Origin of the sequence: Flavobacterium sp. UBA5153, from assembly GCA_002413745.1 — a bacterium.
Taxonomy (GTDB): Bacteria; Bacteroidota; Bacteroidia; order Flavobacteriales; family Flavobacteriaceae; genus Flavobacterium.
Genome location: DHXP01000024.1, coordinates 1 through 14,881 on the forward strand (window position 1 = coordinate 1; position 14,881 = coordinate 14,881).

At 34.7% G+C, this 14,881-nt stretch carries 16 protein-coding genes and 1 pseudogene; 11 read left to right on the top strand and 6 right to left on the bottom strand.

The genetic code is table 11. From position 1 onward, the window contains the following. Window positions 1-713, bottom strand: a 713-nt coding sequence (gene pepE, locus B2145_RS04885; protein WP_291099029.1) for a dipeptidase PepE, incomplete at its 3' end; no start/stop codon positions are given. 160 nt (window positions 714-873) lie between these two features. On the opposite strand from pepE, the gene B2145_RS04890 reads away from it, so the two are divergent. From B2145_RS04890 to B2145_RS04920, 7 genes are all read left to right on the top strand, one after another. Continuing rightward, entirely contained in the window at window positions 874-1,611 is a 738-nt protein-coding gene (locus B2145_RS04890; RefSeq protein WP_291099032.1) for a hypothetical protein, read from the top strand. Continuing rightward, complete coding sequence (locus B2145_RS04895; RefSeq protein WP_291099034.1) at window positions 1,604-2,332, top strand: hypothetical protein; 729 nt, start codon at window positions 1,604-1,606, stop codon at window positions 2,330-2,332. The genes B2145_RS04890 and B2145_RS04895 overlap by 8 nt, the downstream gene beginning before the upstream one ends. Beyond that, a complete protein-coding gene (locus B2145_RS04900; RefSeq protein ID WP_291099037.1) occupies window positions 2,322-3,077 on the top strand; it encodes a hypothetical protein in 756 nt (251 codons plus the stop codon). Before B2145_RS04895 ends, B2145_RS04900 begins: the two co-directional genes overlap by 11 nt. Beyond that, window positions 3,074-3,577 (top strand): DUF6702 family protein, encoded by a 504-nt coding sequence (locus B2145_RS04905; protein ID WP_291099040.1) that lies wholly within the window; start codon window positions 3,074-3,076, stop codon window positions 3,575-3,577. The genes B2145_RS04900 and B2145_RS04905 overlap by 4 nt, the downstream gene beginning before the upstream one ends. Before the next feature lie 64 nt (window positions 3,578-3,641). Next, entirely contained in the window at window positions 3,642-5,879 is a 2,238-nt protein-coding gene (locus B2145_RS04910) for a M1 family metallopeptidase (RefSeq protein WP_291099043.1), read from the top strand. 103 nt (window positions 5,880-5,982) lie between these two features. Beyond that, window positions 5,983-6,468, top strand: coding sequence for a Sec-independent protein translocase subunit TatA/TatB (locus B2145_RS17695; protein WP_414654599.1), 486 nt, complete (start codon window positions 5,983-5,985; stop codon window positions 6,466-6,468). Further along, window positions 6,468-7,031 (top strand): phosphatase PAP2 family protein, encoded by a 564-nt coding sequence (locus B2145_RS04920; protein ID WP_291099046.1) that lies wholly within the window; start codon window positions 6,468-6,470, stop codon window positions 7,029-7,031. The genes B2145_RS17695 and B2145_RS04920 overlap by 1 nt, the downstream gene beginning before the upstream one ends. A 122-nt stretch (window positions 7,032-7,153) precedes the next feature. Here the strand turns inward: B2145_RS04920 and B2145_RS04925 are convergent, their stop codons facing one another. From B2145_RS04925 to B2145_RS04935, 3 genes are read right to left on the bottom strand one after another with little or no spacing between them, the layout of a single operon-like run. Then, the gene (locus B2145_RS04925; RefSeq protein ID WP_291099049.1) at window positions 7,154-7,795 is read right to left on the bottom strand and encodes an O-methyltransferase; all 642 of its coding nucleotides are present in this window, start codon (window positions 7,793-7,795) and stop codon (window positions 7,154-7,156) included. Then, window positions 7,795-8,085, bottom strand: a complete 291-nt coding sequence (locus tag B2145_RS04930; RefSeq protein WP_291099052.1) for a type II toxin-antitoxin system RelE/ParE family toxin — start codon at window positions 8,083-8,085, stop codon at window positions 7,795-7,797. The genes B2145_RS04925 and B2145_RS04930 overlap by 1 nt, the downstream gene beginning before the upstream one ends. Next, window positions 8,075-8,329, bottom strand: a complete 255-nt coding sequence (locus tag B2145_RS04935) for a hypothetical protein (protein WP_291099055.1) — start codon at window positions 8,327-8,329, stop codon at window positions 8,075-8,077. Before B2145_RS04935 ends, B2145_RS04930 begins: the two co-directional genes overlap by 11 nt. A 93-nt stretch (window positions 8,330-8,422) precedes the next feature. Here B2145_RS04935 and rlmN point away from each other — a divergent pair, with 93 nt between their 5' ends. Both rlmN and B2145_RS04945 read left to right on the top strand, forming a co-directional pair. Continuing rightward, complete coding sequence (gene rlmN, locus B2145_RS04940; RefSeq protein WP_291099058.1) at window positions 8,423-9,466, top strand: 23S rRNA (adenine(2503)-C(2))-methyltransferase RlmN; 1,044 nt, start codon at window positions 8,423-8,425, stop codon at window positions 9,464-9,466. Next, a pseudogene (locus tag B2145_RS04945) lies at window positions 9,453-9,563 on the top strand (polyprenyl synthetase family protein); the annotation flags it as partial. The gene rlmN and the pseudogene B2145_RS04945, both read left to right, overlap by 14 nt. A 73-nt stretch (window positions 9,564-9,636) precedes the next feature. Here the strand turns inward: B2145_RS04945 and B2145_RS04950 are convergent. Both B2145_RS04950 and B2145_RS04955 read right to left on the bottom strand, forming a co-directional pair. After that, window positions 9,637-10,251: a deoxynucleoside kinase gene (locus tag B2145_RS04950; RefSeq protein WP_291099061.1), complete on the bottom strand. Its 615-nt coding sequence runs from the start codon at window positions 10,249-10,251 to the stop codon at window positions 9,637-9,639. Further along, window positions 10,251-11,045 carry a hypothetical protein gene (locus tag B2145_RS04955; RefSeq protein WP_291099064.1) on the bottom strand — a complete coding sequence of 265 codons (795 nt, stop codon included), beginning with the start codon at window positions 11,043-11,045 and terminating at the stop codon, window positions 10,251-10,253. The genes B2145_RS04950 and B2145_RS04955 overlap by 1 nt, the downstream gene beginning before the upstream one ends. Window positions 11,046-11,224: 179 nt before the next feature. On the opposite strand from B2145_RS04955, the gene B2145_RS04960 reads away from it, so the two are divergent. Then, window positions 11,225-12,139: a GLPGLI family protein gene (locus B2145_RS04960; protein WP_291099066.1), complete on the top strand. Its 915-nt coding sequence runs from the start codon at window positions 11,225-11,227 to the stop codon at window positions 12,137-12,139. 51 nt (window positions 12,140-12,190) lie between these two features. Next, window positions 12,191-14,869 (top strand): carboxypeptidase-like regulatory domain-containing protein, encoded by a 2,679-nt coding sequence (locus B2145_RS04965; protein WP_291099069.1) that lies wholly within the window; start codon window positions 12,191-12,193, stop codon window positions 14,867-14,869. Window positions 14,870-14,881 lie beyond the last annotated feature (12 nt).

Consider the following 14,881-nt stretch of genomic DNA (forward strand, 5'->3'; position numbering starts at 1 on the left):
TATCGTTTTTTCAGGACTAGACAAACTGTCCCGCTTTCTATTTCTATCGGAGTTTGTTTTTGCATAAAAAGACGAGCCGTCAAGTTCCCTCTCAACGTTATTTCGTTGCCTTTTACGTCCAGCCAACTCCCTTCTCTTAATCCTAAAACAGGAAAAGTGTTAAATGCATGAAATTCTTCAATCCTTGTTTCACGTGTTTCTCCCATATGTTTCGATTCCGTATCGTCGTCAAGATAATGCGGATTCAAATTAAAAGGAACCAATCCCAAGGTTTCAAAACTTGGAGGATAAATAATAGGCATATCGTTAGTAGTTTGCATCGTTAATCCACAAATATTGCTTCCGGCACTCGTTCCTAAATAAGGAATTCCTTTTTTCACTGTTTCGGCAAGAAGGGTCATGATATTATTTTTATGTAATTGAGACACCAATAAAAAAGTGTTGCCGCCACCGGTAAAAATTCCTTCGGCATTTTTGATTGCCATGGATAAATCTTCAAATTCGTGGATTCCTTTTACTTCTTTACCTATTTTGGCGAAAGCCAGCGCCACTTTTGTCGTATAGCCTTCATGAGAAATCCCACTTGGTCTCGCAAACGGAATAAATAGAATCGTTTTGCAATGCTGAAAATGAACACTCAATTCTGGCAACAAGTAGTCTAAATAGTCTCCTCCATGGAGGGTTGAAGTGCTGGCGATAATTATATTTTTCATTTTGTGTTAGTGGAATAATTGAGGTATAAAGATAATATATCGTGTTTTTTAAACTTGCATTTTATGGTTTTTAATTAACATATTTTTACCAAGTCGTTAATAATTAATTTGGAATGGATTAAGATACTTTTACAACTAATCAATAATTGATTGTAAGCCAATGCGTAAAGTTGTAGGTATCTTTTTTATTTTAATAATCACCAATGTTTTGGCGCAAGAAACCGTTAGAACTAAATTGAATGGAAAAATTATCGCCGATATGCGGAATCTTGAAGGAATTTATGTTGTAAATTTAAAAACTGAAAAATCGGAGATTACTGGGGAAGGCGGATATTTCTCGATAGAGGCAATTCCGGGTGACACGCTCGTGTTTTCTTCAGTGCAATTAAAGGGAATTCGAATTGGTTTGGAGCAAAAACATTTTCAAAAAGAATTGTTTTTTGTAAAAATGGAACCAATGATAAATCAATTACCTGAAGTATTGGTCCGAAGATACGACAACATCAATGCAGTTTCGCTGGGAATTGTTCCAAAAGGAATAAAACATTACACGCCAGCTGAACGGAAATATGCAACAGCTACCTCAGGCAAGTTGAATCCAATGGGTTTAGATCCTTTGTTGAATTTAATTTCTGGCAGAACGGCAATGCTCAAAAAAGAAATTGAAGTAGAAAAAAAGGAATTTTATATCCAGCAACTAGAAAACATGTTTGATAAGGATCATTTCGTTGGTAATTTAAAAATTCCTGCAGCATACATTAAAGGGTTTGAATATTATATTGTTGAAAACACTAGATTTACAGCTATTTTGGATTCTAAAAATAAAACTATGACCGATTTTTTAATGGGAGAATTGGCGATAAAATATAATGAAATAATAGCCTGTGAAAATGAATAATTCCTTAACTTTAACTATTGTTTTGTTATTGTTGGCACAGTTTGCAATTGGACAAACAAAAGAGGGTAAAGAAATTCGGGGAAAAATTAGTGTCGATTCCGTTTTGGCAGAGGGAATAAACATTGTGAATTCCTCGAATAAGAAGGCAGCTATTTCTGATAAAGACGGACTGTTTACGTTATTTGCAAATGAGGGGGATGTTTTGGTTTTTTCGGCCGTAAATCTTGAAACATTGCAAAAAAAAATTAACAAACAAGATTTAATGTTGGATGTCATTCAAATTCAAATGACTCTAAAAAGTAATCAGCTCAAAGAGGTAATCGTCAATGAATATCCCGAAATAAATGCAGTGTCATTGGGAATTACGCCCTATGGTCAAAAAAAATACACGGCCGCTGAAAGAAAATTATACACGGCCACTTCTGGTGGAGGAATTGATGGTCTTTTAAACAAAATTTCAGGTCGAACCACGATGCTCAAGAAAGAACTTGCAGTAGAAAAAAAGGAGCAATTATTAGCGAAAATAGATGTTCTTTTCGAAGACAAATATTACACCGAGACACTGAAAATCCCTGTCGCTTACATCAAGGGATTCCAGTATTATTGCGTCGAAGACACGAATTTTGCAGCATCGTTAAGATCTAAAAATAAAACAATGACCATGTTTTTAATTGTTCCTTTAGCTGAAAAGTTTAACCAAATCATTCAGGATGAAAAGTAAAATAGGAATTCTTGTTTTGTGTTTTTTTTATCAATTTTGTTTTGGCCAAATATTGACGAGAATGCCTTTGCATGGCCAGATTGTAAATGATTCAATTAAGATAGAAACTGGTGTCGTTTTTAACATAAATTCAAAAACAGGAACCGTCATAAACCAGCAAGGGTTTTTTAGCATACTGGCAAAAGTAAATGACACGTTGGTTTTTTCAAGTTTGGCATTTAAATCAAAAAAAATGAGGCTTACCCAAAAAGATTTTTCGTCTCCATTTTTAAGGGTAAAACTAGAAGTTTTAGCCAAACAATTAGTTGAGGTTGTTGTTTATGCAAAAAAAAGTATTATCCCAATCGAAGGAAATTCGCAAGCAATTGTTGACAAGCAATATTTTGATGATGAAAAGTCTTCACCAAAAAACCGCACAATGCCTCCTGATGGAACCATTGAAAACGGAATGAACTTTGTTCGGATGTACAAAGACATTTTAAAAATCCTGAAAATAAACAACCCGGATAGAACTGATTTTATCACTCCGATGAATTTTACCGAGGTTGTCATGAAAAGAATTAGTTATACTTTTTTTGCCAATACATTGAAACTCAAAGAAGATGAAATTGGACTTTTTCTTATTTTTTGCGAAAACGATTCCAAAGCAAAAACACTCCTAGAGCCCAAATCCGAGTTTGAATTGATTGACTTCCTTATTACAAAAAACAAGGAATACAAAAAAATTACTACTTTTGAAGAATGAAAAAAACACTTCTATTTATTTTTTTCGGACTCTTTTTTCTAACATTGACCGCTTTTAGTGTACATAAATTTTATGTTGCGGTGTATCAAATAAATTATGCCCCCGAAAAGAAAATGCTGCAAATTACTTCCAGAATTTTTGTTGACGATTTAAATAAAGCACTTGAGAAAAAGTACAATAAGAAACTATATTTAGGAACCGAAAAAGAATCACAAGAAGAATTAATTTTACTAAAAAAGTACTTTGCAGAAAAATTCACCATAAAAATAAATGGACAACCCAAGGATATGAATTTTTTGAGCAAAGAATTAGAAGGAGATGTTGTTGTTTGTTATTGGAATATAAAGGATATTTCCAAGATTAATTCTCTTGAAACATACAATGCTGTTTTAATCGATTGGGATTCAGAACAGCAAAATATTACGCATTTTACCATACTGGGAACGAAACAAAGTTTTCTTTTTACAGATTCTTCGACTAAGCAAATGTTAAAATTCTGATTAAATGATGGAAATTTGTTAAAAAACATTATTTTCACGCACTTAAATAATTCGAATTCTAGCTATGAAAAAAATCACATTATTTTTTATTCTTCCAATAGTTTTATTTGCTCAAGAAAAAGCAATAACTCCTAAACAATCAGGAAAATACGATACCAATAAGTTCAGTCAAATGTACGATTTATTAGCTACGCCTAATATGTTTCGTACTGCCTCTGGTGCGCCAGGACCAGCTTATTATCAGCAAAGGGCTGATTACAAGATAGATGTAGAGTTAGATGACAAAAACGCCAAATTAGGTGGTTCTGAAACCATTACTTATTATAATAATTCCCCAGATAGTCTGGAATATTTGTGGGTACAATTAGATCAAAATCAAGCGGCTAAAAATTCCCAATCCCCTTTGGCGGAAAGCGAAAAAATGGAGCAGACTTTTCCAGCCAGTAATTTTGCAAATAAGTTTTTGAAGAAGGGATTAGACCGTGGTTTTAATATAGAATATGTAAAGGATGCCAAAGGAAATCCCATGTCCTACAGCATAAACCAAACTATGATGAGAATCAATTTGGCTGCGCCCATGAAACCGGGTTCAACGCTTTCATTTTCTATTAAATGGTGGTACAATGTCAATAATTATAGACAAGACGGAGGGCGTTCCGGTTATGAATTATTCGAAAAAGAAGGAAATAGATTGTACGTAATTGCTCAGTTCTATCCTAGAATGGCAGTTTATAATGATGTTGAGGGTTGGCAAAATATGCAATTTTGGGGAAGCGGAGAATTTGCTTTGCCTTTTGGAAATTTTGATGTAAATATCACCGTTCCTGCTGATCATGTTATGGAAGCAACGGGAGAATTAATGAACAGAAGCGAAGTGTTTACTCCGGCACAAGTAAACAGATATGAACTGGCACAAAAAACTTTCGATAAGCCAGTTGTAATTGTGACGCAAGAGGAGGCAGAAGCTAGTGAAAAGGGGTTTTCAGAAAAGAAGAAAACATGGAAATTTAGTGCCAAGAACGTAAGGGATTTTGGCATTGCCACATCAAGAAAATTCATCCTTGACGCCATGGCGGTACAATTGAACAACAAAACGGTAATGGCAGTTTCAATTTATCCGAAAGAAAGTAATCCGCTTTGGGGAGAAACTTCTACCAAAACAGTTGCCCATACCTTAAAGAGTTATTCATCGCACACCTTTGATTATCCTTATCCAAAAGCGGTATCCGTTTCGGCAGAGGACCAGGGAATGGAATATCCCATGATTTGCTGGAATTACGGGCGTCCCGATGAAAATGGTGTGACTAGCGATCGTATGAAACACGGAATGATGAGTGTTATAATCCACGAAGTGGGACACAATTTTTTTCCAATGATCGTAAATTCTGATGAGCGTCAATGGACCTGGATGGATGAGGGATTAAACTCTTTTATGCAATATATGGCAGAGCAAGAATTAGATTCCAATTATCCTTCAAACCGAGGTCCTGCAAAAAACATTGTTCCTTATATGAGCGGAGACCAAAATTTCTTGGAACCTATAATGTCCAATTCGGAAAACATAATTCAATTTGGCAATAATGCTTACGGTAAGCCAGCGGCAGGTTTGAATATTCTTAGAGAAACCATTATGGGAAGAGAATTGTTTGATTATGCTTTTAAAGTATATGCCAATCGATGGAAGTTTAAGCATCCTACTCCTGAAGACTTTTTTAGAACTATGGAAGACGCGTCTGCAGTAGATTTAGATTGGTTTTTTAGAGGATGGTTTTACTCAACCGATTTTGTGGATATTGGCATAAAAGAAGTAAAACAATACTATGTTTCCGAAACCCCAACCAAAGAACTGAAAAATGCCAAAGTTAAGAAAGGACGTTTTGGAGTTGATAATGGGCCTTTTGTATATTTAATAGAAGAAAACAATGAGGAATTAAAACCAAATCAGAAGAAACCCTTGCGAATTGAAGAAGTAAAATTGCTTTCGGATTATGTAAATCAAAACCTTTCAGCTGAAGAAAAATCAAATTTGAAAACCCCTAAATATTTTTATGAAGTTGAATTTGATAAGCCTGGGGGAATGTTAATGCCTATTCTTGTTGCCATTACGTATGAAGATGGGACAACAGAAAATTTCAAATATCCAGCGCAAATTTGGAGGAAGAACAATGACACGGCCAAAAAAGTGTATGCAACTGAAAAAGCAATCAAAAAAATTCAAATAGATCCAAAATTAGAAACTGCTGATATTGACGTGACTAATAACACTTGGCCAAGAGAAGTGATAAAATCTAAATTTGACTAACTAACATAAAAAAAGGACTCTAAAAGAGCCTTTTTTTATGAAAAATTTAAAAGACCAGGATTCAAAATTTGGTATCTTTGCCTTAATAAAAAATAAATAGATTATGTTTGGTATAGGAGGAGGCGAATTAATTTTCATCATGTTTGTTGTTCTATTGCTTTTTGGTTCAGATAAAGTGCCTGAAATGGCTCGCGGAATGGGAAAAATGATGGCACAATTAAAAAACGCAACAAACGACATAAAAAACGAAATCCAAAAAGGAGTTGAAGATAATGGCTTTGATCAAAGAACGCTGAATGATTTGGCCAATAATATCACCTCAGAAATCAGTAAAGCCAAAAGCAATCTTCTTGGCGAAACGACGACCACATTGAGCGGAATATCGGGCACTTTTGCCTCAGAAATGAGTAAAGCCAAAAGCGATTTACTGGGTGAAACCACAACAACTTTAACCGAAGTTTCAACGGCTACAGTTACTGTTGAAATTGAAAAAACAAAAGACGTCCCGTTGACCGAAACAGTGCCTCAAACTGATAAAGCCGTGGAAGAAATTGAGGATAGTGCCGGGTCAATAAAACGCAAAAAATAATGCTGGAAAAAATACTGTCTCTTGATACCCAATTATTTATTTATTTAAACGGTCTTGGCTCCGAAACCTACGATGGGTTTTGGTTATTGATTACCAAACAAACCAATTGGATTCCTTTTTTTATAGTATTATTATATCTGATTTTTAAAAAATTAGGAACAAAACAAACCTTGTACTTACTTTTATTTGTGGCAATTTTGTTGGTTTTCACGGATCAAATCACCAATTTGTTCAAATACGAATTTCAAAGATTGCGACCTTGCAGCAATCCGGAAATAAACACGAAAATAAGAATCATAAAATCGAGCGCAACATTTAGTTTTTTCTCGGGTCATGCCGCAAACACAATGGCAGTTTCCACTTTCTTATATCTTAATTTGAAACGTCATTTTAAATATTTGGGATTCCTGTTTTTATGGCCGTTAATCTTCGCTTACAGTCGAATATATCTGGGGTTGCATTATCCATTAGATATTATTTGTGGATATTTGTGTGGATTGACATTGGGTTTTTTGATGTTCAAACTGTACCAAATTGCACAAAAAAGATATTTCCCGGTATAATTTTCAGGAGCTTTTTCCTGCTGTACGCTATATCCACGCAAAAAAGCGTGGGATGCCGCTTCCATCAGGGCTAGGCATTGGTTTTCAAAACAACAAATAATTTTCAAACTAAAATCTGCAATCTATAAAACTCGACTCACAGACAATCCATCGCGAATGGGCAACAAAACGGTTTCCACTCTCGGGTCGTTTTTCAATAGTTGATTGAATTCCATAATCACTTTTGTACTCAAATCGTTCGGTTGCAAGGGTTCGAGAACCTTTCCGCTCCACAAAACATTATCCGAAAGAATAATTCCTCCTTTGTTCATTTTTGGAACAATCAACTCAAAATAGTTGATGTAGTTTTCCTTGTCGGCATCGATGAAAACTAAATCAAATTTCAAATCTAAAGTCGGAATAATATCAATTGCTTCGCCAAGATGTTGCACAATCTGGTTTCCCCAAGGCGATTTATCGAAATATTTTCGCTGAAAATCAACTAATTCTTCCTTGATATCAATGGTATGAAGCATTCCGTTTTCCTGCATTCCTTCACACAAACACAAAGCCGAATAACCGGTGTAAGTGCCAATTTCGAGAATATTCACTGGACGAATCAATTTAGAAAGCATACTCAAAACCCGACCTTGAAAATGCCCGCTCAACATTCGTGGCAACAAAATTTTCTGGTACGTTTCTTTGTCCAAAGCCGCCAGTAATTCCGGCTCTTTTTCAGAATGTTGCTCGATATAATCTTCTAGTTTTTGGGAAATGAAATGCATTATTTTATTTTGAAATTACTCAAATTTTGGTAATTATTCCAAAATCTCAATAAATAAATGGTTTCGTTTTCAATGGAATAATAAAGAGTAATTTGCTTTATGATTACCATTTTGTATACATCTGGATAATCAGATTTACTAAAAATCAAATTCCCTTTTAATAACAGATTTATAGAAAAATCTACTTCATTGATAAAATTATATACTTCTTTTTCAGACCAACAATTTTCTAGATATTCGATATTTTGAAAATAATCATTTCTAGATAATAAAGTCCAATCAATTTTCATTCTTAAAATATTTTGGGTATCTTTTTTTGGTTTCTTCCATTACTAATTCGTGCGAAATAGTTTGTTTGTTGGCAATTTGAATAAGTGCTTCATCAATTGCTTTTTTTTCTAACAATGTCATGGAATTCGAAGACAAGTCTTCATTCAAATAATTATCAAAAACCGAAGAAACTATACGTAACAAACGTTCATCAGCATTCTCGATTTGCATTTGAATTTTATTTTTTAATTCTGGAAGTCCCATAACATTTCATTTTAATGAAAAACAAAGTTACAAATAATAATTTGAAGGTTATAAAATTTCATTATAATTCAAATTTGTAATTAACTTTGCACCATGCAAATCGATAAAAAAGACATACGAGCCCTATCTAAAGAACAATTACGTGATTTTTTTGTTGCCAATGGCGACCAAGCCTTTCGTGGTAACCAAGTCTATGAATGGTTGTGGAGCAAAGGCGCACACAGTTTTGAGGATATGACCAATGTGGCAAAAGCCACTCGAAATATGCTTGAAGAAAATTTTGTTATCAATCACATAAAAGTGGATACAATGCAGCGCAGCGCAGACGGGACAGTAAAAAATGCCGTTCGTTTGCATGACGGTTTGGTGGTGGAAAGTGTTTTGATTCCAACAAATACCCGAACAACCGCTTGTGTTTCAAGCCAAGTAGGCTGTAGTTTGGATTGTAATTTTTGTGCCACGGCACGGCTAAAAAGAATGCGAAATCTTGAACCGGGAGAAATTTACGATCAAGTAATTGCAATAGACAAAGAAAGCAGGTTGTATCATAATCGTCCTTTGTCAAACATTGTTTTTATGGGAATGGGAGAGCCGCTCATGAATTATAACAATGTGTTGAAAGCTATCGAAATGATAACTTCAAACGAAGGGTTGGGAATGTCGCCAAAACGGATTACGGTTTCGACTTCTGGGGTGCCAAAAATGATTAAAAAACTGGCCGATGATGAGGTAAAATTTAACCTTGCCGTTTCCTTGCATTCGGCAATAGATGAAATCCGTTCGAGAATTATGCCTTTTAGCGAAAATTTTCCATTGGCTGATTTACGGAAATCATTGGAATATTGGTACAGGAAGACCAAAAGCAAAATTTCCTTTGAATATGTGGTCTGGAAAGGCATCAATGATGACAAAGCCTCCATTGATGCATTGGTAAAATTCTGTAAATATGTTCCTTGTAAAGTCAATTTGATTGAATATAATCCAATAGATGATGGGGAATTTCAACAAGCTTCGGAAGAAACGGTTAATGCCTATATAAAAGCACTTGAAGCCGGAGGGATTGTAGTAAAAGTGCGCAGAAGTCGCGGTAAAGATATTGATGCTGCCTGCGGTCAACTAGCCAATAAAGAGGCATAAAAAAAGAGTTAAAGAAGTCATTGTCTTCGTGAAAGAAAATAATGGTTTGCTTTATGCCGAGCAAAAAACGGCGCAGTTTCAGCAGGAAGTACTTTTGTTTTATGTAGGTTTATATTTAATATCGTTTCTCTCTTTTGGAGTGTTTCGATAGCTATCGAGATGGGGGAGAATTAAAATAATCCGTGTAGCTCCGCATCAATACGGTTGATGATCATTCCTAAATCTTCAGGATTGTCCACAAAATTGATCTTGTCTACGTCAATTATTAGTAATTTACCCTTGGTGTAAGTTTGAATCCAAGCCTCATAACGCTCGTTCAACCTGTTGAGATAATCGATGGAAATTGTGTTTTCATATTCACGACCGCGCTTGTGAATTTGACCCACTAAATTAGGGATTGAACTTCTTAAATAAATCAGCATATCCGGTGCTTCCACCATTGATTCCATTAATTCAAACAGCGAAGTATAATTTTGAAAATCACGGTTGGTCATCAAACCCATTGCGTGAAGATTGGGAGCGAAAATATGCGCATCTTCATAAATGGTCCGGTCTTGAATGATTTTTTTGCCGCTTTCGCGAATTAGCATTACCTGACGAAAACGACTGTTCAGGAAATAAATTTGTAAATTAAACGACCAACGTTCCATTTGGTGATAAAAATCGTCCAGATAAGGATTATCAACCACATCTTCAAAATGTGGTTCCCATTTGAAATGTTTCGCCAATAAACGTGTCAATGTTGTTTTTCCCGCGCCTATGTTTCCTGCTACTGCTATGTGCATTATGGTATCGATATTTTATAATTCGTAATTCCTTTGTTGGTAAAAATAGACAAAATTTGGCCTTTGTAGAAGAAATTTTTAAATGATTTCTCAATATTTACAATCGTGTAAATACTATTCTTCTGTAAATCTTGAAGATACAGTTTTCCGTCTTTGGCAAAAAGAACAACTTGGTTTGTGATAGGCTGAATTTGGTCAAAGTCAGAAACTTTTCCTAAAGAAAGACTTTTTCCAAACACATCACAAGTGTACCAATTTAACTTGTCATCAATCCACTGAAAAGTGTTGTAATCTGATTCATAATATTTTAAGTTCCCTTGAATGGATGGTGTTATCGATTGAAACGTGTTGGTTAAATAATCGAAAAGCCCAATTTGTTGCGACAAACTATTGTAAATCCACAATCTGTTTTGGGAAGCATTTCCTGTCGCGGCAACTATTATTGGAATGTTGTTTTCGGAAAAATTTATTTTTTGGGTCTCATTCAATTGATTGTCCAACATAACAATTGTGTTGAAGTTTTCATAAAGCAAAACAATTTTTAGCGGATTTTGAATGTCGACACGAGTGATTTTTCCTAAAGAAATATTTTTATATTGCCACGATTCATTCTCCTTTTTCTTGAAAAAAACATTGTTTTTGATGTAATATAAATTCTCCAAGCCGTCATAACCCACAAAATCATCGGCATCGATTTTCTGCATAGAAATGGGCAAAACTTTCAAGTTTTGTTCCTGCGCCATAACCGGTGCAAGTTGCAAAATAAAAAAAAGAAGTGTTATTTTTTTACTCATACAATTCGTGTTATTATTTTTTGAAGTTTCAGGAATTAATTTTTGATTTCAGGTAAAGCTAAATTACGATTAAACCTTTTATAATTGTAGATGTCTTACTTTTATTTTAACAAACCATTTGTAACAAAAACAGCCGAGTTTCGTCATATTTGTTACGTCACAATTAAAATCAAACAATTATGTTTAAAGTAATTTTTACAATAGTAACGCTGGTGGTTTCCTGCTTTGGTCTTCAAGCGCAGGAGTTTCAAGGAATGGCAGTATATGAATCCAAAACTAGCACGGCTGATTTCAAAGCCAGATTTGAAGGAAACAAAGATATTACTCCCGAAATGCAAAAAAACATCGAAGAAAGAATGAAAAAAATGTTTGAAAAAACATTTATTCTCAACTTCGACAAATCGGCTTCCATTTATAAAGAAGAAGAAAAACTGGATGCGCCGGGACAAAATGGTGGAGGAATGAGAATGATGGGCAATATGATGGGCGGAGGCGGAACATATTACAAAAATGTAAAAAGCAAATCATATACTGTTGACAAAGAATTTATGGGCAAAGAATTTCTGATAAAGGACTCTTTGCCAAATTTAAAATGGAAAATGGAAGGGGAAACCAGAGTTATTGGGGGTTATAATTGTTTTAAAGCAACTGCAATTCGTCCTGTGAGCACCTCTGATTTTAGAAATTTCAGACCCAAAAAAGTAGATGATAAAAAAGAAGAGCCTAAAAAAGGAGATGCTGCATCAGTCGATACGAAAGATAAGAAAACTAACTTTATGGATAATATCGATATGCCAAAAGAAGTAGCAATCACTGCGTGGTATACGCCAGAAATTCCCGTAAATCAAGGCCCGGAAGGGTATTGGGGTTTGCCTGGTTTGATACTTGAAGTAAGTGACGGGAAAACAATTATTTTATGTTCAAAAGTTGTGTTGAATCCAAAAAACAAAGTCGAAATAAAAGCGCCAACAAAAGGGAAAGAAATTTCTCAAAAAGAGTATGATGAAACGGTCGTAAAAAAAATGGAGGAGATGCGCGATATGAATCAAGGTCGTGGCGGAAATGGCGGAATGCATATTAGAATTGGTGGGTAATTAGTTTTTTTGTGTCACAATTTAAAAATCAAGTCTTTTTAAACTTTCCTTATGAAAAAAACGCTACTTATAACTTTATTTTTGTTTGCCTCAATTTCCTTTTCGCAAACCATAAAACTTGACGGTTTCATCCTGGATTCCGGAAAAATTCCATTGGAAATGGCCAATGTAATGGCGGTAAACCAAGCCACAAAAGGAATGGATTCGTATGCTATTACGAATGACAAAGGCAAATATGTGCTTACATTAAAACAAAACACGACTTACAGCATCAAGGTGAGTTACCTTGGGATGCAAACCAAAGAAGTTGTTGTTACTACCGGTACTGAAAATATGTCTAAAACAATTCCCCTCGAAGAAGGCGGAATTGAATTGAAGGGTGTCGAAATTATTCACGAAATGCCGGTTTCCATCAAGGGTGACACGATTGTTTACAATGCCGATTCCTTTAAATCCGGAACAGAACGAAAGCTTGAAGACGTGTTGAAAAAATTGCCTGGAGTCGAAGTAAACGCCGATGGCGAAGTTGAGGTCGAAGGCAAAAAAGTTACTAAACTAATGGTCGAAGGCAAGGATTTCTTTGATGGAGACACTAAACTTGGCGTCAAGAATATTCCAGCCGATGCCATTGATAAAGTTCAGGTTTTGAGAAATTACAACGAAATTGGCGCAATGAAAGGGTTGGAAAACGACCAAGACAATGTTGCTATGAACATCAAACTGAAATCCGGCAAGAAAAACTTTTGGTTTGGGGATATTACTGCTGGTGCAGGACCAGACGGACGCTATTTAGTAAATCCAAAATTGTTTTATTACAGTCCAAAATACAGCGTGAATCTGATAACTAATTTCAATAATATTGGAGAGTTACCGTTGACTGTTCAGGATTATTTTAAACTCACCGGAGGTTTTAAAAACATGATGCAAAAAGGAGGTTCAAGTTTTAATGTGTCATCAAATAATTTGGGAATGTCACTTTTAAGAAACAATCGTGCCAAGGAAATCGACACTCAATTTGGAGCGACAAATTTTGCTTATAATGTTAATAAAGCATGGAGCTTAAGTGGTTTTGGAATTCTTTCTACTTCGCAAACCGATTTAGAAACCAAATCCCAAACTATCATTACAGCTTCTGGCGTTCAGCAAAAAAGTCAAGAAGTGGCACATCAAAAAAATAATTTAGGGTTATTTAAATTAAGTTCTTCTTATAAACCCAATGCCAAATTGCAATTTGACTACGATGTTCTAACTAAATTGTCCAAACAAGACGAAAACAGTAATTTGCTTAGAGAAACCATAATTGGGAATTCCTCTGTTTCTGAAACTATTTTTACCCAAAAAAAACAGGATCCAACTTCAGTTAATCAGAATGTGAGTTTGTATTATACCAAAAACGACAAAAACATTTTTGCATTCGAAGCGCAACATTTGTACCAAGACGAAAATCCTTTTTATAACGCTAATTTGCAAAGCCAACCTTTTAATTTGTCGGGCTATATTACGGGGCAAAATAGAAATGATTTAAACCAAAATCGTTTTGTGAAAACTAATAAAGTAGATGCCAAGTTGGATTATTACTATATGGTTACGCCAAAAAGCAATATCAATATTACTCTTGGAAACACCTATTCATACCAAAGCTTCAACTCTCATATTTTCCAGATTTTGGACAATGAAACCACTAATGATCTAAATAATCCAGAAAACAACAATCAAGTAAAATATAATTTTAACGATGTGTTTTTAGGGTTTCATTACAAAATATTAAGCGGAAAATTTACGTTTACCCCAGGTGTGAGTTTGCATTCGTATAATACAAATAATGGACAATTGGGGACAATTCATAATCAAAGTTTCTTTAAAATTTTACCCGATTTATTCGCTTTGTACCAAATCAAAAAAGCCGAAACATTAACGTATAATTTTTCGTTAACCAATGATTTTACTGATATAAACCAGTTAGCTGCGGGCTATGTTTTGCCAAGTTACAGCAATTTATTCAGAGGAAATCGATTGCTTGAAAACGCCACTTCACAAGTACATTCTTTGCGTTATTTCAAATACAATATGTTTAATTTCGAAAATATTTTTGCCAATGCAAGTTATACTCGAAAAATCGATGCGGTAAAGACAAAAGCTGATTTTATTGGTGTCAATCAATCGTCAACGCCATTTAATTCTAATTTTTCCGACGAAACACTTTCGGGAATGGGAAGTTATGGACGTTCGTTTTTGAAGAATTATAAAGCTTCGGCAAATGTGAATTTTAACTGGGCGAAATTCAACAATATCCAAAATAATTTGGCTTCGACCACAGAGAGTTTCACGGAAAGTTACACCTTGAAAGCATCGACAAATTTCAAGAATAAGCCAAATTTAGAATTGGGTTACAATGCCTTGATCAATAAATATGGTGGTTCTACTTTTTACACGGACAAGCCATTTGCAAGACTGGATTATTATTTCCTGGAAAGCTTCTCATTTGTTTCTGAGTATGAGTTTTATCATTATTACAACAAAAATAAAACCGTCGTAAATGAATATGATTTCTTGAGCGCAAGTTTGATTTATCAGAAAAAAGACAGCAAATGGGAATACAAAGTTTCGGCAACAAACTTGCTTAATACAACCTCATTAAATGATGATAGTTTTAGCCAATTTTCTATAAGAACATCTCAATATACGGTGCAGCCTCGTTATTTGATTTTTTCGTTGAAATATAATTTATAATTGTCATTTGCG

Excerpts from the sequence above, each read along its gene's own strand:
- B2145_RS04890 (WP_291099032.1), top strand. The coding sequence starts at position 874 with ATGCGTAAAGTTGTAGGTATCTTTTTTATTTTAATAATCACCAATGTT.
- B2145_RS04895 (WP_291099034.1), top strand. The coding sequence starts at position 1,604 with ATGAATAATTCCTTAACTTTAACTATTGTTTTGTTATTGTTGGCACAG.
- B2145_RS04900 (WP_291099037.1), top strand. The coding sequence starts at position 2,322 with ATGAAAAGTAAAATAGGAATTCTTGTTTTGTGTTTTTTTTATCAATTT.
- B2145_RS04905 (WP_291099040.1), top strand. The coding sequence starts at position 3,074 with ATGAAAAAAACACTTCTATTTATTTTTTTCGGACTCTTTTTTCTAACA.
- B2145_RS04910 (WP_291099043.1), top strand. The coding sequence starts at position 3,642 with ATGAAAAAAATCACATTATTTTTTATTCTTCCAATAGTTTTATTTGCT.
- B2145_RS17695 (WP_414654599.1), top strand. The coding sequence starts at position 5,983 with ATGTTTGGTATAGGAGGAGGCGAATTAATTTTCATCATGTTTGTTGTT.
- B2145_RS04920 (WP_291099046.1), top strand. The coding sequence starts at position 6,468 with ATGCTGGAAAAAATACTGTCTCTTGATACCCAATTATTTATTTATTTA.
- B2145_RS04925 (WP_291099049.1), bottom strand. The coding sequence starts at position 7,795 with ATGCATTTCATTTCCCAAAAACTAGAAGATTATATCGAGCAACATTCT.
- B2145_RS04930 (WP_291099052.1), bottom strand. The coding sequence starts at position 8,085 with ATGAAAATTGATTGGACTTTATTATCTAGAAATGATTATTTTCAAAAT.
- B2145_RS04935 (WP_291099055.1), bottom strand. The coding sequence starts at position 8,329 with ATGGGACTTCCAGAATTAAAAAATAAAATTCAAATGCAAATCGAGAAT.
- rlmN (WP_291099058.1), top strand. The coding sequence starts at position 8,423 with ATGCAAATCGATAAAAAAGACATACGAGCCCTATCTAAAGAACAATTA.
- B2145_RS04950 (WP_291099061.1), bottom strand. The coding sequence starts at position 10,251 with ATGCACATAGCAGTAGCAGGAAACATAGGCGCGGGAAAAACAACATTG.
- B2145_RS04955 (WP_291099064.1), bottom strand. The coding sequence starts at position 11,045 with ATGAGTAAAAAAATAACACTTCTTTTTTTTATTTTGCAACTTGCACCG.
- B2145_RS04960 (WP_291099066.1), top strand. The coding sequence starts at position 11,225 with ATGTTTAAAGTAATTTTTACAATAGTAACGCTGGTGGTTTCCTGCTTT.
- B2145_RS04965 (WP_291099069.1), top strand. The coding sequence starts at position 12,191 with ATGAAAAAAACGCTACTTATAACTTTATTTTTGTTTGCCTCAATTTCC.